Raw genomic sequence first — 22,700 nt, 5'->3', positions numbered from 1 at the left:
GGCGGCCCTTGAACCGCGCCTCGACAGAGACCGCAATCCCATAGTCCGCTCTGTCGAACCCCAGAAATGCGGAAGGAAAGTTCTATTCCATGTTGTGGGCTGGCCGCATTCTCAATCTGGTCAGAAGAGATGCGCCAATCCAATACCGGTCGCCTGGCTCCATTGCGCGCCGTCGTAAGCGTAAAAATCCATGTATCTTCCGGATGGAAGAGGGCTTCCGATCACAGATATGTCAGAGAAAAAAGCAAACTCCACTTTTCCGATATCATCGGCGGACACTATGTATCTGTCCAAAGCCTGGTCAGCCGCACTCGCCAAATTGGTGGCGCCGTTCAGATTCATGGTGCCGAGTACGGACGGAGCGTCGATCCGATAGTGGGTTATATCATCGCCCTCCGGATCAAAGACGTAGAATGCGCCGGTGAGGAGGAAGGGTTCACCACTATAGACGTAGAGGCCGGAGAAGGAGTTATCCACCCCGGTCTTCATGGTCGCCACCGGCGCTTGATTGATCAGTGACACCGTCGTCGTGGCGCCCCACTGGACGCCATCATAGGCTGAAACCTTAACCTGTTCGGTCGCACCGCCCGTATAGGTCACCTTCCCGATGTCGGCCTGCGAAATCCAGGAAATGCCGGCGGCTTGATCCCCCGCGCTTGCCATGTTGATGGCCCCGTTCAGGTTCACCGTACCGCCGCCCGCCGGGTCTTGGATGGCGTAGCGCGTGACCGGGTTCACGCCCGTATCGGCGACCTTGAACAGGGTGGACATGCCGACGGTCTGCCCGGCCTTCAGCGTATGAGGCACCGACGTCAGAACCGGGGCGCCATTGTTCATCAGCACCGCCGCCTCGTCGCTCCACTGCCCCCCGTCATAAGCCCGGATGCGCAGTGCCTCGCGGCCACCGCTTGTGTAGGTGACCCTTGCGAGGTCGGCGGCGGAGAACTCGTAGACGCCAAGCGCCTGGTCGGCCACACTCGCCAGATTGGTGGCACCGTTCAAGTTGACCGAGCCAGCACCCGCCGGATCCCTGATGGCGTAACGCGTCATCACGTCCCCGTCCGCATCGATCACGCTGAACAGGGTGGAAGCACTGACCCTCTGATTGTTCGCGAGCGTCTGCGGCAGCGCTTCGACAAACGGTGCGGCGTTGGTCAGATGTATGAACTCTCCATAGCCACTCGATTGCTCATCGTACGGAGCTATGGTTATCATGGTTTCGCCGCCGGCGCCCGTGTACGTAACCTTATGGATGTCGGCCGCAGAAACGCGATACTGGCCATATGGGGCACTGTCCCAAGTAAGCAGATTTACAGCGCCGTTCAGGTTGATCCGGCCATCGGTGCCGTCCAGGTTTACGAGATTATCGCTGCCGTACGGGCCTCTGATGAGGTAACTGACCACCGGGTCGCCTTCGTAGTCCGGGATATCGGTGAACAGGGAAGCGAGACTGATCGTCTCGCCAACCTTGACCGACCGCGGAAGCGCCTTGATGACTGGCGAGGCGTTGATCAGCGTGAGGAGTTCCAACTTGCTCCAGCCCTGTTCATCAGAGGCTTTGACATTCAGAAAGGCACCACCGGGGTTTCTAAATGTGACCTTGGCAAAGTCTTCAGCGGAAAACTGATAGTAACCTTTGTTTTGCTCAGCTTGACTCAACATGTTGATGGCACCGTTCAGGTTCAGGACCCCCTGGTCGATCGAATCACGATCACGGACGTAATAGTTCGTTATCGGATCGCCATCAGGATCGATGACGCTGAACAAGCTGGAGAGGTACACCTCCTCCCCGATCTTTGTCCGCAACGGCGCATTGGGTGTCACGATGGGCCGGCGGTTGAACACGGAAACGTTGTTGGTGATTTTCGCCGTTACCGGTTCTCCCGACCTCAATCCATCATAGGCCCAAATCTTCAACTCTTCGTTTCCGTCGGCGGTGTAGGTCAGTTTGGCGAAGTCGGCGGCGGAGACCTGATAATTGCCCCCCGCCTGCTGGGTCGCGTTCAGCTGGTTGACCGCGCCGTTCAGGTTGATCCACCCTTCCCCCGACGGGTCGGTGATGTAGTAGCTCAGCGCGTCGCCGTCGGCGCCGGCGACGGTGACCAGCGTGGAAACAGCCACCGTCTGGCCAACGGCCAAGGCCAGTTGCGTCGCGGTAACGATGGGGGCACTGTAGGTCACCGCCGCCGTCACCGCAGCGCTCCACTGCAACCCGTCGTAGGCCCAGACCTTCAATTGCTCGGTGCCGCCGCCGGTGTAGGTCAACTTGGCGAAGTCGGCGGCGGAAACCTGGTAGTTGCCGGCCGCCTGCTGGGTCGCGCTCAGCTGGTTGACCGCGCCGTTCAGGTTGAGCTGGCCAGCCCCCGACGGGTCGGAGATGTAATAGACCAGCGCGTCGCCCTCGGCGTCGGTGGCGCTGAACAGCGTGGACACGGCCACCGTCTGACCGATATTCAGCATCCGCGACACCGCGGTGACGGTGGGCGCGCTGTTGGTCACCGTCACCGCCGCAGCATCGCTCCACTGCAACCCATCATAGACCCAGACCTTGAGTTGCTCGCCGCCGCCGCCGGTGTAGGTCAGCTTGGCGAAGTCGGTGGCGGAGACCTGATAGTTGCCGGCCGCCTGCTGGGTCGCGGTCAGCTGGTTGACGGCGCCGTTCAGGTTCAGCCGGCCGGCCCCCGACGGGTCGGTGATGTAGTAGCTCAGCGCCTGACCGTCGGCGTCCGAAGCGCTGACCAGCGTGGACATCGCCACCGTCTGGCCAAGGCCCAACGCATTCGACGACCCTGTGATGACGGGGGCGCTGTTGATCACTGTTACCGACACTCCCGTGGCGGCGCTCCACTGCAACCCGTCGTAGGCCCAGACGGTCAGTGCCTCGCTGCCGCCGCCGGTGTAGGTCAGCTTGGCGAAGTCGGCGGCGGAAACCTGATAGTTGCCGGCCGCCTGCTGGGTCGTGGTCAGCTGGTTGACCGCGCCGTTCAGGTTCAGCCGCCCGCCCCCCGACGGGTCGGTGATGTAGTAGCTCAGCGCGTCGCCCTCGGCGTCGGTGGCGCTGACCAGGGTGGACATCGCCACCGTCTGGCCGAGGCCCAGCGCCGTTGGTGTTGCGGTGACGGTGGGCGCGCGGTTGCTCACCGACACCGTCGTTGCGGCGCTCCATTGCGCCCCGTCGTAGGCCCAGACGGTCAGCGCCTCGGCGCCGTTGCCGGTGTAGGTCAGTTTGGCGAAGTCGGCAGCGGAAACCTGATAGTTGCCGGCCGCCTGCTGGGTCGCGGTCAGCTGGTTGACCGCGCCGTTCAGGTTGATCCGGCCGGCCCCCGACGGGTCGGTGATGTAGTAGCTCAACGCGTCGCCGTCGGCGTCGGTGGCGCTGACCAGCGTGGACACGGCCACCGTCTGGCCAAGCCCCACGCCGCGCGGCGTCGCGGTGACAGTGGGCGCGCGGTTGCTCACCGACACCGTTGTGGCGGCGCTCCATTGCGCCCCGTCGTAGGCCCAGACGGTCAACGCTTCGGCACCGCCGCCAGTGTAGGTCAGCTTGGCGAAGTCGGCGGCGGAGACCTGGTAATTGCCCGCCGCCTGCTGGGTCGCGGTCAGCACGTTGACGGCGCCGTTCAGGTTCAGCCGCCCGGCCCCCGACGGGTCGGTGATGTAGTAGCTCAACGCGTCGCCGTCGGCGTCGGCGGCGCTGACCAGCGTGGACATCGCCACCGTCTGGCCGAGGCCCACGCCGCGCGGCGTCGCGGTGACGGTGGGCGCGCGGTTGCTCACCGACACCGTTGTGGCGGCGCTCCATTGTGCCCCGTCGTAGGCCCAGACGGTCAACGCTTCGGCACCGCCGCCAGTGTAGGTCAGCTTGGCGAAGTCGGCGGCGGAGACCTGGTAATTGCCCGCCGCCTGCTGGGTCGCGGTCAGCACGTTGACGGCGCCGTTCAGGTTCAGCCGCCCGCCCCCCGACGGGTCGGTGATGTAATAGCTCAGCGCGTCGCCCTCGGCGTCGGTGGCGCTGACCAGCGTGGACACGGCCACCGTCTGGCCGAGGCCCACGCCGCGCGGCGTCGCGGTCACGGTGGGTGCGCGGTTGAACACCGAAACCGTCGTCGCGGCGCTCCAATGCGCTCCGTCGTAAACCCAGACGGTCAGAGCCTCGGCGCCGTTGCCGGTGTAGGTCAGCTTGGCGAAGTCGGCGGCGGAGACTTGGTAATTGCCGGCTGCCTGCTGGGTCGCGCTCAGCACGTTGACGGCACCGTTCAGGTTGAGTCGTCCGGCCCCCGACGGGTCGCTGATGTAGTAGCTCAGCGCGTCGCCGTCGGCGTCGGTGGCGCTGACCAGCGTGGACACGGCCACCGTCTGGCCGAGCGCCACACCGCGCGGCGTCGCGGTCGCCGTGGGAGCGCTGTTGATCACCGTCGCCGCCGTCGCGGCGCTCCACTGCATCCCGTCGTAGGCCCAGATTTTCAGCTGTTCAGCGCCATTGCCGGTGTAGGTCAGCTTGACGAAATCGGCGGCGGAGACTTGGTAATTGCCGGCCGCCTGCTGGGTCGCGCCCAGCACGTTGACGGCGCCGTTCAGGTTGAGCCGTCCGGCCCCCGAAGGATCGGTGATGTAATAGCTCAGCGCGTCGCCGTCGGCGTCGGTGGCGCTGACCAGCATAGACAGAGCAACCGTCTGGCCGATGAGCACCGTCTGCGACAGGCCGGTCGCGATTGGAGCCCTGTTCGGCTGCAGCGTATCGGTCGACACCGTCTGGTCGGCGAACTTCAGAAACTGAATGTTCGTCAGGGTGTCGACTCCATCCCGCCCGCCGGTCCGGTCGGAGACCGTTACCGTGCCGTTGTACAGGGTGGTGCCATATTCGGACCGGTTGCCGGTGAAGACGGCGGTGTCGGAACCGCCGCCGCCGTTGATCGTGTCGTTGCCGCTGCCGCCCGTCAGCGTGTTGTCCGCCGCGTTGCCGATCAGGGTGTCGTTCCCGCTGCCGCCGATGGCGTTCTCGACGGTGACGTTGTAGGCGATGGCGATGTTCTGGCTGGCCGCGGCGCCGCTGGCGTTGACACCGATCGAACTGAAAGCGCCGGCGTTCAGGTTGATCGCAACGGCGTGGGACTGGTTGGAGGCGTCGATCGTGTCGGTGCCGCCGCCGTCCCAGATCGTCATCACCAGCGGCGACGAGTTCGAGACGGTGTAGGTGTCATCGCCGCTGTGCCAGGACGTGTTCGCCCCATACAGATATTGGATCGCCTGGATGTCGTACAGTTGCAGCGTCTGCGGGTTGGCGAGCGAAAGGGTCCCGCCGTAATAGGACATCACCGTGTATTTGACGTTGTCGGTCGAAGACGGCAGATAGGGACCAGCGGTGCCGCCGCCACCGGCGTTGTAGTTGCCAGGGTGCTTCAGCCCCAGGGCATGGCCGATCTCGTGCAGCGTGGTCATGTAGCCAAAGCTGCCGGCCGTCTGCGTCTGGTTGGGAGCGTAGTTCACATTGTACCAGACGTCGCCGGCCACACTTTGCCCGCCTGTCATCGGGTAGTAGGCGTAGGCTGACGAACTGGAGCCCATGGCGCACTGCCCGAAGGTCAGGTTGCCGTTGCCCGACGCGTCGTAGGTGAACTTGACGTTGGCGACCTGCTCGTAAAAGGCCAGGGCGTTCTGGATGCCCGTCTGCATGGCCGCCGTCACCGCCTGGAATCCGGTCCGCTCGGCCGCGGAGGAACCGTAGTAGCTCGGCACGCTCGTCAGGAAGCTGTAGGTAAGGTTCACGGCGCTGCCGAGCGCTGAACCGTAATTCCAACGGTACACGTTGCCCGCAAGCAGCGCGTCGATGTTCGTGTTGCCCGAAGGAATGACCGCCGAAACCGGATCCAGGGAAGCGGCGGTGAACGACGACAGTTCCCCAAGCGCCGATTGGCATTGGGCGCAGCCACATTGCGCGTAATGCGGTGCAAACTGGTCGGAGGCCGATCCGGTGTCGGAGGATGACGTGGTGTCCAGTTGGTCGTATGGCATGGTCAGCGCTCCCACGAGTTCATTCAACGCGCGTTAGGCATGGACATCAGCGGTTCGACGACCGCCGGCAGAAGAAGCGCTCGCAACGCCCGCTTCATTGCGGCGTCGCCGGAGCCGGCCTCGAAGGCCGCCGGTGCGGCGAGAAACAAAGGGATCGCGTCGCTCACCTGCCCCGGCCGGTGCACGGAAACCGCGACCGCGGCCAGTCCGGGACGCGCCGGGTCCGCCGCCGCGTTGGCATGGATCGTCACGACCAGGGCCGCCGGATCGATGATTGCCGGGTCGCCCGCCGAAACCACGGCCACCGGCCGGCGCGCTTGCGGCAATCCTTCGGCAATGATTCCGCGCGCTTGCTCACCCATCGCAGCCGCGGTCAAGGCACCGGCATCGGCCGGATCGACCCGGCAAATCACCACGATCCGTTCGATGCCCATGTAAGCCAGCACAGGAGACGCCATGCCCACTCTCCAGGTAAATGACAAGGCCAAGGCTAGGGCAAGGCATCCGATGGCCCTGCCCGCGCCCACGCGCACCGGCTGAGAGGCGCGCTTTCCATTGAGCGGACCCCGCTGGGCCGGAGCGTCCAACGATGAGCCCAGCCAGTCAGCAAATCCGATCATCGTCTGCCGCCCAATCATTCGCAGGGCTGTTGCGAAAACAGAGAATTTTTGCGCGAAAATCACCATTCGCCATCTTCCATGTCATGCGTTCCTGGCATGTGTTTTCTCAAAAGATTTATTTGCAATCACAAATCTCCTGAAAGGAAGATCACTTCCTGAACATTTGGTAATTCACGACAACCCAAGGGACTTATTTCACTAAGAAGGGACAAGATCCGCAGCCCTTCTCAAAATCAGCGCCCTGTCGGCTGCCCGCGTTGAGGCTTCCCAGCTGCGCTTCCTATCCCTCCGGTCCAGAAACAATGCATATTCCGCCCATTCTCCGCTGCATGGACTGCCTTGCACAGCGCCACTCAACCGGGAATACACTGTCACGAGCGCATACATAACGATGTGATGACCGTCACAGAACTTCTATTAAAAAGAGAATTACGGTGAGACATATTGCCACTGGAGGGGATGAACGATGCTCGTCAACCGCCCTTTTTCGGATCGCCGCCGGCCTGTCCGTCACCTTTGTCGACGATGAGTTCCCGGACAGAGAGCAGAGCGGAATGGGGTCACCTCGTCCGACCGCCCACGGAAACGCAGATGAAGGTTGTCGGCGAAGCGCGCAAAGTAGAGATCCGACGCCAACAGGCCGCCGCTGAGGTGGTCCCCGTTCCCCGGTTCTCCCGCACTTTGCGTGGATCAGGCTGCGAGAAGGACGCGGCGGCGCAGCTCCTTCTGGTTCATGGCATGAACGCCAGACGGGCAGAGCGCATATGTTTGGAGGATTTCGAGGCTGGCGCCGTTCGGTAAGAAGTGATAATGATTATCAATAGCATTTTCGTCTGCGTCGTCGCCCTTCCCGCCGCGCCCACTGTTCCTCATCATTCCCCCAGCCTTTTCCGGTGGATGTCATGGACTGTCTTTGTGAGACCAGACAGGATGTGTTCCAGGTCGACCCGTCCTTGCTGGCCCGTCTCGCCGGACCGGGATCCGGTTGGCGCGACCATGCGCTGCCCTGCCGCGATGGCTCCGTGCAATTCCGCATTGGACGGATCGGGTCGGGCATCAGCCTGACCAGGAGCGACTGCCGCCTGCGCGGCGATTACCGGTCACGGATAGACCATGGCGGGGCGGTCGGGGTGCTGGCCTTCGGCCTGTCAGGCATCAGCCTGTTCGGATGCGGCGACGCGGCCCCACGCCACACGGTGCGCGCCGGAGACGTCTGGCTGTTCCGTCTTGACGACGCGCCGATCACCCGTGTGACGCCGGCGCAGGAACGGGCCGGGATGCTGGCGGTCAAGTTCGACCTGGACCGCGTCGGCGAGGCGCTGGTCGGCGCCGGCCTGGACCGGATGCCGGGCGGAACCCGCGCCGTCCGGCTGGGACGATCGGAGGCCGGCGCCGGTCGGCTGCGCCCGCTGCTGGACAACGACCTCACCTCGCCGCTCGACCGGCTGATGGCGGAGAGCGCGGCGCTCGGGATGCTGGCGCATTGGCTGGCGCCGCTGTCGAACGACGGCTCCCTCACCGACCGTGCGATGAGGGAAGGCGTGCTGGACGACGGGGAGCGGCGCGGTCTGGCCCGGGTGGCGGACCTGCTGCTGTCGGACCTTTGCCACCCGCCGTCGCTGGACCGGCTGGCGGAGACGGCGGGGATGAGCCATGCGCGGCTCAACCGCTGCTTCCGCAAGGCCTACGGACAGACGGTCTTTGCGTGGCTGCGCGACCGGCGGCTGGAGCGCGCAGAACACTGCCTGAGGAGCGGAGGCCAGAGCGTCACCGAGATCGCTTTCCTCTGCGGTTTCAGCAGTTCCAGCCATTTCGCGTCCGCCTTCCGCGAGCGGCATGGGTGCAGCCCGGCCGAGTTCCGCCGGCGCTGCTGAGGCCGGCGCTGCTGAAGCCGTCGGGCCCGGCCGTTCGGCGTCTGTCCCGCACCGTTCCGCCGATGACGGCGGCCGCGGAACGGCGGGCGTAGGGTGGCCGGCCCTCCCTCCGGCTCCGGACCTCCCATGACGAACACGACGACCGCGATGACCGCAAAGCCGGCCCGCAAGCCGACCGACCGCACGGCATCCACCATGGCCGCCCTGCTCGGCGGCTTGCTGGCGAACGGCGCCGGCCACTCGTTCCTGCTGATCGTTCTTCCGCCGCTTGGACGCGGTCTCGGCTTCGGAGACGTGCGGACAGGGCTGCTGCTCAGCCTCTCCGCCCTGTTGCTGGTCGTCGCCGGACCGGCCTGGGGGCATGTCTGCGACCGCTGGGGCCGGCGCCGCGTTCTGGTGGCCGGGTTGGGCGCCGCCGCCCTGTTTCCGGCGGCGATGGCCTCGATCCTGGCCGGCCACGCCGATGGCGCCTTGTCGGGCGAGGCGGCGTTCGCCCTGCTGCTGGCCGCGCGGCTGGTCCAGTCGGCGCTGTCGGCCGGGATCATGCCGGCCGCCCAGGCCGTCCTCGCCGACCTGACCAGCGCCGATCGGCGGGCCGGCGGCATGGGAATGATGGGCGCCGCCTTCGGGATGGGCGCCATCCTCGGTGGGGCCTTCGCTTGGCGGATGGGAGGAACCGACCCCATCGCGGCGCTGCTGATCATCGCCGCGCTGATCGCCGCCGGAACGCTGGCGGTCTGGCTCCGCGTCGGAGAGCCGGACCGTGGAGCGGCGCGGCCGGACGGCCCGGCCGCGGTCCGGGCGGGGGGATGGCCCCGTCTGGCGGACATCCGCCGATTCCTGGCGATCACGCTGTGTGGGCTGACGGCCTACAGCCTGCTGCAGCAGGTCACGGCGCTGCGCCTGCAGGACAGCTTCGGCCTGCCGCCGGTGGACTCGGTCCAGCGCGGCGGCGCGATCCTCGCGCTCACCATGGCGGTGATGGTGGCGACGCAGGGGCTGGCGGTGCGTTGGCTGGACTGGTCCCCCATCCGCCTGCTGCGCGCCGGAGCCGGCATCGCGGCGCTCGCCATGGCGGCGGCGGCGCTGGCGCCCTCGCCCGCCCTTCTGATGGCGGCGATGGCCGGAGTGGGCGGCGGGTTGGGCCTGCTGCTGCCGGGCAATCTCGCCATGCTCAGCTTGCGCACGGCGACGGACGCGCAGGCCCGGACCGCCGGCCTCAACGGCATCGGCCAGGGGCTGGGCATGGCCGCCGGCCCGCTGCTGGGCGCGGCGCTGCACCAGTTCTCGCCGGTGGCGCCCTACTGGGCGGCCGCCGCGATCCTGTGCGCGGTGTGCGCGCTGGCGTTCGCCCGGCGCTGACCGGCCCGTTCGCCCGATGATGGGAAGCGTTCGGCGATTGGGCGACCGTCCCGGGCGCTTCCTCTAGCCTCGCCGCGGATTTCAGCGAGGAAAGCCGTTTCCATGCCCCACCCATCGTTCCGCGCGCCGCCGCACGCACGCCTTCTTCCCTCCGCCCCGCTCCTTCTGGCGATGGCCGGTCCGGCGCTGGCTGCCGATCCGCCGGACGTCGTCGCAACCGCCCCCGTCGTGCTGGCTCCGGTGACGGTCGAGGCCCGCCAATGGAAGGAGGATGTCCAGCGCACCCCCGGATCGGTCGAGGTGCTGACCCCGCTGGACCTGGACAATCCGCTGTCGGGGGGATTGCCGGCGGCCATCGCCAAGCGCACGCCCAACGTCCAGATCGAGCAGTCGACGGTCCAGACGCGGATCGTCCTGCGCGGCATGACCAGCGCCAACACCGCCCTCCAGGACCCGTTGGGGTTCTTCGTGAACGACGTCGCCCTGCCGCACGGCGCCACCCAGGCGCCCCGGCTCCCGGACCCCGCGGCGCTGGAGATCCTCAAGGGGCCGCAGGGCAGCCTTTACGGGCGCAACACCGAGGCCGGCGCCATCAAGGCCGTCACCGCCGATCCCGACTGGACGTCCTCGGGGTGGGGCAGCCTGTACACCGGCTTTCAGGACGGCCCCGACGGCTGGCGTCCCACCGTCACGGCGGCCGGGCGGGTGTCCGGGCCATTGAAGGATGACTCGGTGGCCGGCTCGCTGGCCTTCCGCGCGGAGGACGCCCGGGGCACCGGCCTCAACCGCTTCGACGGATCGAAGAATGGCACCGAGACCGGCCGCTGGACCCTGTCCGGCGGCTTGGAGGCGCGGCCCGACGACGACACCGACATCCGCCTGAAAAGCATCGTCGAACGGGCTGAACTGGGCAAGGCGCGGATGCGCTATCTGTCGGGCCCCTACGCCACCGGCCGTTTCACCACCAACTACAACACCCCCTCCTGGGACGATTCCACCAGCGCCGTGCAGTCCTTGCGGATCGACCACCGCGGAGACGGGCTCGACCTGACGAGCGTCACCGGCTGGACCCATTACAGGCGCGATTTCCAGATGGATCTCGACGGCTCGCCGCTCGCCACCCTGCCGACCCTGTCGACCCATCGCGATGACGCGCTGTCGCAGGAGATTCGCCTGACGTCCGCCGATCCGCAAGCGCGGCTGCGCTGGCTGGCCGGGTTCTATGCCCACCGGGAATGGACGGATCTGGATTTCCAGATCGGCACCCCGCGCGTCCGCCGCGAGACCACCATCGACCAGACCGGGTTGGCCGGCTTCGGACAGGTGGAGGTCGGCCTGACCGACGCCCTGCGCCTCGGGCTGGGCGGCAGACTCGAATGGATCGGCCAGAGCGGCCATCAGACGCTCTCCAGCCCGGCCGGGCGCGCCGCCTACGGGCAGGATCTCCACCACACGACGCTGTTGCCGCGCATCAGTCTGTCCTACGAGGCCGGACCGGACGCGACCGTCTACGCCTCCTACGCGCGCGGCTATCTGCCCGGCGGCTACAATTACGGCACGGCGGTGAACCGCGGCACGCTGACCTACGCGCCCGAGCACAGCTGGACCGCCGAGGCCGGCGTCAAGAGCCGCTTCGCCGCCGGTCGCGGCGAGGCCGGGCTGGCGGTCTTCCACACGCGCACGACCGACAAGCAGATCGTCGATCTGGTCCCCGGCGGCACCCAGAAGGTCAGCAACGCCGCCGAGGCCGAGATCGTCGGCGCCGAACTGTCCTTGACCGGGCGTCTGAGCGCGCATTGGACGCTGTTCGGCAGCGGCGGCCTGCAACGGGCCAAGGCGACCTCCTACACCGTCCATGTCAGCCGCAACGGCGCGCTGGTGCCCGCCGACCTTTCGGGCAACCGCCTGCCCATGGCGGCGCACGCCACCTACGCGCTGGGCGTGGGCTATGACGAGGGGGAGAGGGGCTGGTTCGGGCAGGTGGGCGTGAACGGCTCCGGTCCCTACCACTTCGATTCGGAGAACACGCTGCGGCAATCGGCCTTCGCCCTGGTCGACGCCCAGGTCGGTTACCGCTTCGCCGCGGTGGAGCTGGGGGTGTGGGCCAGCAACCTGTTCAACCGCAACGTCTACGCCCGCGCCGTGCGGGCGCCCCTCGGCGTGCTGGCGGAGGACGGGGCGGCGCGCGAGGTCGGCCTGCGCGTCAAGGCGGTGTGGTGATGGCCATGACCATGCATCCCCCTGAACACCCTGCGACCCGCAACGCCCCGCTCCCGGCCCGGCTGTTCGACCTGATCCAGGCCCCGCTGCGCTGGCAGCTTCTGGCGGCGGGGTTGGAGTTCGGCCTGTTCGACCGGCTGGCGGAGCCCGCGACGGCGGCGGACCTGGCGGCCAGCCTGTCCCTCGACGCCGGACGGCTCGGCCATGTGCTCGACGCGCTGACCGCGATGGATCTTCTGGTCAAGAGCGAGGGCCGCTACCGCCTGACGGAGGAGGCCGCGCCCTATCTGCTTTCCGATGGCGAGCGGAGCCTGCGCGACCTGCTCACCACCCTGCCCCGGGTGCGCCACGGCGACGTGTCGGCGCTGCTGCGCGCGGAGACCGGCGACGCCCCTCTCGACATGGCGGCACCGGAGTTCTGGGACCGCTCGGCCTTCAGCCTGCGCGCCTTCCATCGCGGCATGGGAACGGCGGCGATGGCGGCCGTGCTGGACGATCTGCCGGAATGGCCCTCCGCCCGGAGCTTCCTCGACATCGGGGCCGGATCGGAGACGCTGGCGCTGACGGTCGCGGAGCGGCGGCCGGACATGAGGGTGGCATTGGTCGACCTGCCGCCGATGGCCGCCCGGATCTCCGGGCGGTTGGCGGTTGCCGGGCCGGCGGGCCAGCGCGTCGCGGTGATCGCCGGCGACTTCAACGACGCGGACCTGGGCGGCGGGTACGATGTGATCTGGGCGTCGCTGACCCTCTATTACGCCCGCGATCTCGTCGCGCTGCTGGCGAAGGTCCGGCGGGCGCTGGCGCCGGGCGGCGTCTTCGTTAGCCTGCACGAGGGGCTGACGGCGGAGCGCACGCGACCGGAAACCCATGTCGTCGGACGGCTGGTGGCGGCCCTGCGCGGTCAGGACCGCTCGTTCGACCGGGGGGCCATCGCCGGAGCGCTGTCCGCTGCGGGCTTCGCGCGGGTGGAAAGCCGGGACATCACCACCGCCTTCGGCCCGTTCAGGCTGGATTGCGGGCGGGACTGAGTGGTCGGCGGCGCACCCCGACGATCGGATGGTTCAGAAACCCGAGCGTCCCGCGCGAGAGTGGCTCTCCTGTATGGAGCGGCGGGCAGGCGGAGGGGCAGATCAACGAGCTGACGCTGATCAAGCGTCAGATGCACGGACGCGCCAGCTTCGATCCGCTGCGCCGTCGTGTCCTCCTCGCAGCCTGGTCCGCGCAAACCGCGGGAGCCCCCCTCACTCCGTCTCCCGCATGGATTGTGATGCCTTGGCGCGTCGGGCGCGCGTCGGCTTGCCACGCTTGGCCCCGTCGTTTTCCTCCCGGTCGTCCTCCGGATGATCGCCGGTCCGGCGGTAATGCTCGTAGGACTTGTCGATGTGCTGCTTCATCAGCCGTTCCGCTTCCTCCGGCTGACGACGCTCGATCGCTTCGATGATCGCGTCATGCTCGTTCGCGGCGGCATGCATGCGACCATCCTTGTAGGTGGCGTGCTGGTGCGAGAAGCGGAGCACGTCCGGCCCCATCAAGGCGATCAGCGAGCGAAGCAGGTTGTTGTTGGTCGCCTCCGCGACCTTGAGGTGGAACAGAAGGTCCTCCTCCAGGGTGTAGGCGTTGGCTTCGGCCTGCTCGCGCATCCGCTGCTGGGCCTTGCGGATCTCGGCGATCTGGCCGCTGTGCGCGCGCTCGGTCGCCAGGCGGGCGGACAGGGCCTCCAGGGCGCCGCGCACCTCGATCAGCATCTCCGGGCTGGTGTCGTCGGCGTTGAGGATGTTGTTGATGAGGCCGAGCAGCACATGTTCGCTGAGATTTTCCACCACCGTGCCGCTCTGCGGCGAGGTGCGGACGATCCCGAAGAATTCCAGACGGCGGAGCGCCTCGCGCACCGTGCCGCGGCTGACGTCGAAGCGCTCGGCGAGCACCCGTTCCGCGGGCAGCTTCTGGCCCGCCTTGATGATCCGACGGGCGATCAGGTCGCTGATCTGCTCGATGATGATGTCGGGAGGGCGTCGGACCTTGATTTTCTGCAGGTGGCGGGAGACGTCGAAATCGGGGTCATCCATGCCGCTCTCCGGTGACTGAACTGGTTCTCTGGTACGATGTCGCTCCAGTTCTTTAGGCATCAACGGCGGACAAGTCAACCGCACGCCTGGGCGGAAAGGGGACGCCGTCACCCATCGGCAGCATGGCACCGGCCCTCGCCACGCGTGTCTCAGCGAGAAGACGGCAGGTCATCGGGTTCGTAAAAATAGCATGGGACCACCCGGCGCAAGGTGGCGATCGTTCCGGCCACACCATCGAGGTGGGTGGCCATCAGGGCGGCGGCCCGGTCGGGCTCCCCCGCGGCGATGGCTGCGACCATGGCATCATGCTCGTCGATCGCCGGGCCCATGCTCCCGAAGACCAGCAGACCGAGGCGGCGGCAGCGGTCGATCTGCGCCTTGATCCGTTCAACGGTGTCCCAGAAACCCGGATGGCCGGCAACCTCGGACAGCAGGGAGTGAAACGCCTCGTCCGCCGCGTGGAAGCCGTCGACATCACCCACCGTCTGGCAGGCACGCTGCCGTTCGACGGACGCGCGCAGACGCTCGATCTGATCGGGCGTCGCCCGGCGGGCCGCGTAGCGGACGACGCGGATTTCCAGGGCCTTGCGCATTTCCCCGGCCTCCGGCAACGCCCGCAGGGGAATGCGCGCCACCCGCATCCCCCGATGCTGCGGGTGGCGCTCGGCCAGCTGTTCGTCGGCCAGCCGGTCGATCGCCTGCCGAACCTTCGGGCGGCTGGCGCCATAAGCCTCGGCAAGGGAACGCTCGGCGAGCGTCTCGCCCGGCCTGCGGCGGAGCGAGACGATGGCGCTGCGCAGATCCCGGTGGATCATGCGGGAGTCGGCATGCCACGGCCGCGACGGAATCGGCTTCATTTTGGTCGGACCTGTTCCGATGGGACCGGCTCTCCCCTTCCGCCCGCAGCTTGGGAGCGGATGGGGAGAGCGCCGTTGCGCGTTCAGTAGATGGCCATGAAGCCGCCATCGACGAAGATCAGCTGGCCGTTGACGAAGTCGGAGGCCGGGGAGGCCAGGAACACCGCGGTGCCGACCAGATCCGTCGGGTTCCCCCAACGGCGCGCCGGCGTGCGCTTCTTCACCCAGGAATCGAACTCCTCGTTCTCGATCAGGGGCTTGTTCATCTCGGTCACGATGTAGCCCGGGCCGATGGCGTTGACCTGGACGTTGAACTCCGCCCACTCCGCGGTCATCGACTTGGTCAGGAGGCGGATGCCGCCCTTGGCCGCTGCGTAGGGCGCCACGGTGACGCGGGCCTGCTCGCTGGTCAGGGAGCCAATGTTGATGATCTTGCCCGCCCGCCGCGCGACCATGCGGCGGCCCGCCTCGCGGCCGACGAGGAAGGCGCTGGTCAGGTTGGTGTCGATGACCTTGCGAAAATCCGCCACCGGGAAATCGACCAGCGGGCTGCGGATCTGGATGCCGGCGTTGTTCACCAGGATGTCGACGGCGATCCCCTGCGCGTCGAGGTCGGCGAAGGCCTTCGCCACCGCGTCCTCGTCCGTCACGTCGAAAGCCGACTCATGGACGGTGTGGCCCTTGTCGCGCGCCCGCGCCGCGGCGTCGGCCAGGGCGGTGGGGTTGATGTCGCTGAGGATGATCGCGGCGCCGGCCTCGGCCAGCCCTTCGGCGATGGCGTTGCCAAGGCCGCGGGCCGATCCGGTCACAAGCGCGGTCTTGCCGGTCAGGTCAAACATGGTCGTCATGATGGAGAGTCTTTCGTTTGGAGGCTGGCCGGTCAGAGGCTGCTGCGGCGGACGCTCAGGTCGGGGCGCTCGAAGACGGCGGGCAGGAGTTCCGTGCCGAGGCCCGGCCCGTCCATCGGCAGGACATGGCCGTCGACGATGCGCGGGACCTCGGTCACCAGCTCGGTGTACCAGCCCGTGTAGAAGGCGCGGACCGACTCCTGGATCAGCGTGTTCGGGTTGGACAGCGAGGAGTGCACGGCGGCGACGTAGGCCACCGGCCCGGTGCAGTCGTGCGGCGCGTAGGGGCGATGGTAGGTGTCGGCGAGCGCGGCGATCTTGCGCCCTTCGGTCAGGCCGCCGGTCCACACCAGATCGGTCATCACCACGCCGATCGCCCCGGCTTCCAGCATGTCCTTGTAGGGGAAGCGCGAGCCCAGCGTCTCCGACGCGCAGATCGGCACGCTCGTCGAGCCGGCCAGCTCGGCCAGCGCGTTGACCGAGTTCATGCGGATCGGGTCCTCGTACCAGGTCGGCTCATAGTCCTCGAGGACACGGGCGATCTTCTTGACGGTCGGCAGGTTCCACAGGCAGTGGAACTCGACCATGATCTGCATCCGGTCGCCGACGGCCTTGCGGATCTTCTCGAAGGGCTCGACCGCGCGCTTCATCTGCTCGGCGGTGATGAAGCGCCCGTCGTTGGCGATGGCCGCGGGGTCGAACGGCCAGATCTTCATGCCGGTGATGCCCTGCTCCAGCAGGCTCTCGGCGAGCCGGCCGGCGTCGGTCATGAAGCCATTGAGATCCTCGTAGGGACCCTCGCTGGAGCCCAGGTTCCAGGTGTCGACCGGCTTGATCTTGTTGGATCGCACGTAGCCGTAGCCGGCGCAGGTGTTGTAGACGGGCACCCGGTCGTGGCAGAGGCCGCCGAGCATCTGGTGCACCGGCTGGCCGCACACCTTGCCGAGGATGTCCCACAGCGCGAGGTCGATGGCCGACGCGGCGCGGTACTCGGCGCCGGTCGAGGATTGCGCCATCGGCAGGTTCACCAGCTCGCGGGCGTGGGCCTCGATGCGCAGCGGGTCCTTGCCGAGCAGGCGCGCCGCCAGGACGTCGTGGATGTGCGCCTCGACCGCGCCCGCCCCGTAGAAGGTCTCGCCCAGCCCGACGATTCCGGCGTCGGTGTGGACGCGGACCCAAACGACGTTGGAGAACTCCTCGGTCCTCAAGGTTTCCAGTTGCGTGATTTTCATGGGTCGCTCGCAAAGCTCTTGCGGATGTCCGCAAGCGGTCGGTTCCAGGGAGGGACCCGCCGGAGCGGGCGGGTCCGTCGGAAGGGCTCGGTCCGGGGGATCACCCGAAGACGATCTGCACCTTCATGTTCCGGCTGCGGTCGTGCGCGGCGTCGAACGCCTCCGCGGCGGATTCGAACGGGAACTGCGCGGTGGCCAGCGGCGACAGGTCGACACCGCCCGTCGTCAGGGCGGCGACGGCCCAGGCGAACTCCTCGTGGAAGCGGAAGGAGCTTTTCAGCGTCACCTCCTTGGCGAGGAGGCGGTTGAGCGGGATCGGGGTGAGGCCCGGCGCCAGCATGCCGACCTGGACGACCACGCCGCCGGGCCGCGTGCTGAGGACGCAGGTCTCCACCGCCCTGGCGCTGCCCGACGCCTCGAAGCTGACGTCGAAGCAGCCGCGGTCGGCCTGCCAGCGGTTGGGCGTCTCGCTGTCGGACAGGACGTTGACCGTCTCGTGGGCGCCGACCTGGGCGGCGATCTCCAGGGCGTTGTCGGACAGGTCGGTGATGGTGACGTGCGCGGCGCCCGCCCGGCGCGCGGCGACCGCGATCAGGCAGCCGATCGGCCCGGCGCCGGTGATCAGGACGCGCCGGCCGAGCAGGCTGCCGGCCTGCGCCACCGCGTGCAGGGCGACGGCGAAGGGCTCGGCGAAGACCAGATTGCTGTGGCGCGTGTCCTGCGGGACCGGGAAGCACTGGAAGTCGCGCACCACCAGCGTTTCGCGGAAGGCGCCCTGAACGTGGGGAAACCGCGAGGCGCTGCCGAAGAAGATCATGTTGGCGCACAGGTTCTCCCGGCCGCCCAGACAGTGCGGGCAGGCGCGGCAGGGCTTGCCGGGATTGACGGCGACGCGGTCGCCGACCTTGGTCCGGGTGACCTCCGGCCCGACCTCGACGACGTCGCCGCTGATTTCGTGGCCCAGCACCATGGGCTCCCGGACGTTGAAGTCGCCGACGCGCCCCTCGAAGAAGTAGTGCAGATCGGACCCGCAGATTCCGCCCGCGGCGATCTTGACCCGGACCTCGCCGGGACGCAGGGACGGCTCGTCCAGCGCTTCGAGGCGGAGATCCTTTTGTCCGTGCAGAACACAGCCGCGCATCTGATGTCTCCTGAAGGCGGTCCGGCGCGTCGTCGCGCCTGGAACCGCGTGAGAATGTTGATCGAGGGGAACGGCGGGCCCCGGGCCCGTCCGGTCCCGGCAAAATCCGTTGCCGTGGCTCCAGAGAACCAAACAGCAAATTGGTCTACTGGTTTAATAGCTACGGCCGGCGCGCCGGCTTGTCAACACGAAGAGTGCGGATCACGGGCATCGTCCCGGGGTTTGCGGGGCTCGGCCATGCGCGCAAGGCGCACTCCACTCCGGACCGACGATCCATTTATCAAGCCCTATCAGAGACTTGCTTTGGTCTTGGTAATGCGCCCGCGAGTCCGGTGGAGCGCGATGCCCGGCGCCGGCCACCCGTTCGTCACGTCGACGAGATGCACGCAGGCCGGGGAAAAAGGGCTTTTTGCCGGAACAGCCTGCGACCGTTGGCCGCACGCCGTCGCAACATTTCGCAGGCCCAGCGTTATGCTGTTGACAGGCGCCGACGCGTTGCCCTATCCAATGAAACAGAAGACCAGTGTACCAATATCCCAGAAACGTCGGCATCGCGGTCCTGCGGGAACCGCCGGGAGTTGGGAGGCCTCGCGGGGCCGCTGTGGCGGTCCCCGCGACGCATGGCTTCCCGAACGCGGAACGGTCAGGGCCGGGCGGCGGGGAAACGGGTCGGACAATCGGTTTCACCGACGGCGCTGCGCCGTCACCCAACGATGCCGAGTGAATAATTTCTAGAGGGAGTCATCTGCGCCATGCCCAACGGGACATCACAGGCCGGCGAGCGCGACGGCATCGCACCACCGCCACACCCATTGCGCGTCGTCATCGCCGACGCCAACTTCGTGCCTCACCGCGCGCTGATGGAGGCGCGGCTTCCGGCGGGCAGCGTCGTCTCCTGGCATCCGGCCTTCGACGAAGCGGCGGTCGCGGCCGATCTGGCGGGCGCCGACGTCTTCGTCGGCCCGCGCTTCACCGCCGCGATGGGGGCCGCGGCCGACTCCCTGCGCCTCGTCCATGTCGGCGGCGCCGGCTATGACGGCATCGACACCGGAGCCCTGCCCGACGGCGTCGTCTGCGCCAACACCTTCTGCCATGAATCCTCGATCGCCGAATATGTGGCGGCGACCAGCGTCGTCATGCGCCGCCAGTTCCTGCAACAGGATCGCGCGTTGCGCACCGGGCATTGGGATTCGTCGGTCTATGAATCGCAGCGCTGTCAGCTGAACTCCCTGGCCGGGGCCACCGTCGGAATCGTCGGCTATGGGCACATCGGGTCGCGCACCTGGCAGCTCATGCGCGCGTTCGGCGCGACGGGCGTCACGGTCACGCCGCGTCCGGTCGATGTGGAGCGTGAAGGGCTGCGCTGGGCGGCCGGCATCGACGGGCTCGGCCGGCTGCTGGCCGAGAGCGACGTCGTCGTGCTGTGCCTGCCGCTGCGGCCGGACACCCGCCACATGATCGACGCCGCGCGGCTGGCCGCGATGAAGCCCGACGCCCTGCTCGTCAACGTCAGCCGCGGCCCGCTGGTCGATCCCGAAGCGCTGTACGACGCCCTCAAGGAGCGCCGCATCGGCGGCGCCGTCATCGACGTCTGGTACCAGTACCCGGCCGGCGGCGCCCACGCCCAGCCGTCGCCGCTGCCCTTCGCCTCGCTCGACAACGTCCTGATGACGCCGCACATCTCCGGCGTCACCCGCCAGACCTTCGAAGGCCGGGTGCAGGACATCGCCGCGAACATCGGTCGCCTCGCGGCCGGCGAACCGCTGCGCAACGTGGTCTTCCCCCGCTAGGACCGCCCGTCCCGGCCGGACCGGTTCGCCGACCTTCCGGCGGACCGGGGACGACCCGCAACGCCCCCTTTCCTCGACGCCGCGCGGCCGGACCCGTCCCCCCCGTGGGGCGCCCCACGACCGCGTGCCGCGCGTCGCGTGCCATCATCACTCCACCCTTCCGGTGGTTCGTGAAGGAAGCAGCCTATGACCGAGATATCCAGCTCCATCGCCCAACCGGGCTCCCATGCCCAGGACACGGCCACCAAGGACACGGCCCCCGCCGACGCCGCCAACGTCCGACGGGCCGCCCTTGCCGGCCTGATCGGCACGATGCTCGAAAACTTCGACTTCGTGATCTACGGCACGGCGTCCGCCCTGATCTTCAGCAAACTGTTCTTCCCGACGATCTCGCCGGCGGCGGGAATCATCGCCAGCTTCGGCGCCTACGCGATCGGCTTCCTGGCGCGACCGCTCGGGGGGCTTTTCTTCGCGCATTACGGCGAGAAGTACGGCCGCAAATGGGTGCTGGTCACGACGCTGTTCCTGATGGGCGGGGCGACCTTCGCCATCGGCTGCCTGCCGACCTATGAGACGGCCGGCATCTGGGCGCCGCTCCTGCTGGTTCTCTGCCGCTTCCTGCAGGGCTTCGGCGCGGGCGCCGAGCAGTCGGGCGGCGCCACGCTGCTGACCGAGACGGCCCCCCTCGGCCAGCGCGGCCGGCTCTCGTCGCTGATCATGGTGGGTGCGGCCTTCGGCACGGCGCTGGGCGCCATCGCCTGGATCGGGGCCCAGCAGCTTCCCAACGAGATGCTGATGAGCTGGGGCTGGCGCGCCATCTTCTGGAGCAGCATCCTCGTCACCATCGCCGCCTTCGTCATCCGGCTGAAGCTCGCCGAGAGCCCGATCTTCATCGAGCTGAAGAAGAAGGTGGACGTCAAGAACCAGGCCCCGCTCAAGGTCGTCGCCAAGCACGGCAAGAAGAACGTCGTCAAGGTGATCCTGATGAACTGGGGCGTGTCGACGCAGTCCTACATCTATCAGGTCTTCATGATCACCTATCTGGTGAGCGTGGTGGGCGTGGACACCCATTTCATCCCGCCGGTGCAGCTGGCCGCCGCGATCGCCGCGTCCTTCGCCGCCTTCCTGACCGGCATGCTGTCCGACCATTTCGGCCGGCGCCGCATGACGCTCGTGCTGACCGGTCTGCTGACCGTCACGCCGTTCCTCGTCTTCCCCGGCCTGAACACCGGCTCGCCGGTCCTGATCACCGCGATCATCGTGTTCGGCTACATGGTCGCGGCCCAAGGCGTGACCGGGGTGCACATGAGCTTCTTCCCCGAGATCTTCGGCAGCCGCTACCGCTACGCCGGGGTGACGCTGGGCCGCGAGTTCTCGTCGATCATCGGCGGCGGCATCGCTCCGCTGCTGAGCGCCGCGCTGCTGGCCTGGTACGCCAACTCCTGGGTCCCGGTGGCGATCTACATGGCCCTCACCATGCTGGTCTCCTTCCTGGTCACCTATTCGCTGCCCGAGACGCTCAACCGTGACCTGAGCACGCCGACGGACGCCGAGTGGGGCGAGGCCCGGCCGTCCGAATCCCGCGCCTGATCCGGGCGCCATCCACAAACCGGGGCCGCTTCCCTGACCAGGGGAGCGGCCCCGAACGTCCGACCTTCGGCGCGTCCGAGCCAAGCGGAGAGGCAGCTTCATGAATTCCCATCACAAACCGTTCCGCGTCGTGGGGGCCTACGCCGCCCAGCCGGACACCGCGGCGGAGCGCCGGGCCTATCTGGAGGGCGTCCTGTCCCTTCCCGGCGTCGACGGCCTGGAAATCTCCTGGGGGGCACCCGGCTGGGACGAGGATGAGCGGCTTCTGGCCGCGCTGTTCGACAGCCGTGGCGCGCAGGGGCGGCATGTGCTGACCCTGATCGGTGCGTCCGCCATCGCGGCGGCGGCGGACCCGAGGGTCGGGCTGGCGTCCACCGATCCGGCCGGGCGTGCCCGCGCCATCGAACTGGTTGCCGCGGCCCACCGGGCGATCGCGGGCTTCGCGGCGCGCGGGCAGCGCATCCTGGCCGTCGAGGTCCACGCCTTCCCGACCCTTTCGCCGGCCGCGGCCGGAGAGGGGGGCCATGCGCTGGAAACATCGCTTCGGGAGATCGCCTCCTGGGACTGGGGCGACACGACGCTCGTCGTCGAACATTGCGACGCCCGTCCGGTCGCCGGTCCTTGGCAGAAGGGCCTGCTTCCCCTCGCCATCGAGAGCGCCGCGGTGACAGCCGCCGCCGCTGCGGCAAGGACGCCCCTGGGCATGGCCGTGAACTGGGGGCGTTCCGCCATTGAGGAGCGGGACGCGACGGCCCCAGAGCGGCACGCGCGCTACCTCCGCTCGGCCGGGTTGCTGCGTGGCGTGATGTTCTCCGGTGCGACCGGCCGCGATGGCGCCTACGGTCCGGCCTGGAGCGACGTGCATCCGCCGCTCCGCGAACAGGTTGGGGAATCCGTGATGGAGCGGGGCCATATCGCGGCAACGCTCGAGGCCGCCGGGCCCGATCTGCTCTATGAAGGCGTCAAGGTCGGCGTACGGCCCCGGCAGGCCGACACGGCGGACCGCATCGCCCTGATCCGCGGCACTCTGGACGCGCTCGACGCGGCACGCTCGACCTGATGAGGGTGATCGCCACGGCGCGCGGCGG

At 67.9% G+C, this 22,700-nt stretch carries 14 protein-coding genes; 7 read left to right on the top strand and 7 right to left on the bottom strand.

The features are described 5' to 3' along the window. Positions 1-120: 120 nt before the first annotated feature. Together DXK32_RS22160 and DXK32_RS22155 are read right to left on the bottom strand one after the other, a co-directional pair. A complete protein-coding gene (locus DXK32_RS22160) occupies positions 121-6,012 on the bottom strand; it encodes a M10 family metallopeptidase C-terminal domain-containing protein (protein WP_162801306.1) in 5,892 nt (1,963 codons plus the stop codon). A 23-nt stretch (positions 6,013-6,035) separates the two neighbouring features. Next, positions 6,036-6,698, bottom strand: coding sequence for a hypothetical protein (locus tag DXK32_RS22155; protein ID WP_114860484.1), 663 nt, complete (start codon positions 6,696-6,698; stop codon positions 6,036-6,038). A gap of 956 nt (positions 6,699-7,654) precedes the next feature. On the opposite strand from DXK32_RS22155, the gene DXK32_RS22150 reads away from it, so the two are divergent. The 4 genes from DXK32_RS22150 (at position 7,655) to DXK32_RS22135 (ending at position 13,116) form a co-directional block, all read left to right on the top strand. Then, complete coding sequence (locus DXK32_RS22150) at positions 7,655-8,506, top strand: helix-turn-helix transcriptional regulator (protein ID WP_247877280.1); 852 nt, start codon at positions 7,655-7,657, stop codon at positions 8,504-8,506. Between the two features lie 126 nt (positions 8,507-8,632). Further along, positions 8,633-9,868 carry an MFS transporter gene (locus tag DXK32_RS22145; protein ID WP_247877279.1) on the top strand — a complete coding sequence of 412 codons (1,236 nt, stop codon included), beginning with the start codon at positions 8,633-8,635 and terminating at the stop codon, positions 9,866-9,868. Positions 9,869-9,970: 102 nt separating this feature from the next. Continuing rightward, the gene (locus tag DXK32_RS22140; RefSeq protein ID WP_247877278.1) at positions 9,971-12,088 is read left to right on the top strand and encodes a TonB-dependent receptor; all 2,118 of its coding nucleotides are present in this window, start codon (positions 9,971-9,973) and stop codon (positions 12,086-12,088) included. Between the two features lie 5 nt (positions 12,089-12,093). Continuing rightward, positions 12,094-13,116 carry a class I SAM-dependent methyltransferase gene (locus DXK32_RS22135; protein ID WP_247877277.1) on the top strand — a complete coding sequence of 341 codons (1,023 nt, stop codon included), beginning with the start codon at positions 12,094-12,096 and terminating at the stop codon, positions 13,114-13,116. Positions 13,117-13,329: 213 nt separating this feature from the next. Here DXK32_RS22135 and DXK32_RS32305 read toward each other — a convergent pair whose 3' ends face one another. The 5 genes from DXK32_RS32305 to DXK32_RS22105 form a co-directional block, all read right to left on the bottom strand. Then, positions 13,330-14,154, bottom strand: coding sequence for a FadR/GntR family transcriptional regulator (locus tag DXK32_RS32305; protein ID WP_162801305.1), 825 nt, complete (start codon positions 14,152-14,154; stop codon positions 13,330-13,332). A gap of 149 nt (positions 14,155-14,303) precedes the next feature. Then, positions 14,304-15,011 (bottom strand): GntR family transcriptional regulator, encoded by a 708-nt coding sequence (locus DXK32_RS22120; RefSeq protein ID WP_114860482.1) that lies wholly within the window; start codon positions 15,009-15,011, stop codon positions 14,304-14,306. A gap of 83 nt (positions 15,012-15,094) precedes the next feature. After that, entirely contained in the window at positions 15,095-15,859 is a 765-nt protein-coding gene (locus DXK32_RS22115) for an SDR family oxidoreductase (protein ID WP_114860481.1), read from the bottom strand. A 32-nt stretch (positions 15,860-15,891) separates the two neighbouring features. Next, complete coding sequence (locus tag DXK32_RS22110) at positions 15,892-17,091, bottom strand: mandelate racemase/muconate lactonizing enzyme family protein (protein WP_114860480.1); 1,200 nt, start codon at positions 17,089-17,091, stop codon at positions 15,892-15,894. A gap of 100 nt (positions 17,092-17,191) precedes the next feature. Continuing rightward, positions 17,192-18,232: an L-idonate 5-dehydrogenase gene (locus DXK32_RS22105; protein ID WP_114860479.1), complete on the bottom strand. Its 1,041-nt coding sequence runs from the start codon at positions 18,230-18,232 to the stop codon at positions 17,192-17,194. A 752-nt stretch (positions 18,233-18,984) separates the two neighbouring features. Between DXK32_RS22105 and DXK32_RS22100 the strand changes: the two genes are divergently transcribed. The 3 genes from DXK32_RS22100 to DXK32_RS22090 all read left to right on the top strand — a co-directional run bounded on the left by DXK32_RS22100 (position 18,985) and on the right by DXK32_RS22090 (position 22,672). Next, the gene (locus DXK32_RS22100) at positions 18,985-20,022 is read left to right on the top strand and encodes a 2-hydroxyacid dehydrogenase (protein WP_205215798.1); all 1,038 of its coding nucleotides are present in this window, start codon (positions 18,985-18,987) and stop codon (positions 20,020-20,022) included. A gap of 186 nt (positions 20,023-20,208) precedes the next feature. Beyond that, positions 20,209-21,612 (top strand): MFS transporter, encoded by a 1,404-nt coding sequence (locus DXK32_RS22095; protein ID WP_114860477.1) that lies wholly within the window; start codon positions 20,209-20,211, stop codon positions 21,610-21,612. A gap of 100 nt (positions 21,613-21,712) precedes the next feature. After that, positions 21,713-22,672, top strand: coding sequence for a DUF4862 family protein (locus tag DXK32_RS22090; RefSeq protein ID WP_114860476.1), 960 nt, complete (start codon positions 21,713-21,715; stop codon positions 22,670-22,672). The last annotated feature ends 28 nt before the right edge of the window (positions 22,673-22,700 follow it).

The organism is Azospirillum brasilense (assembly GCF_003349955.1).
In the GTDB taxonomy this organism is placed as follows: domain Bacteria; phylum Pseudomonadota; class Alphaproteobacteria; order Azospirillales; family Azospirillaceae; genus Azospirillum; species Azospirillum brasilense_B.
Note: the sequence above shows the minus strand (reverse complement) of the source record. Positions and strands in the feature narration are given on the sequence as shown.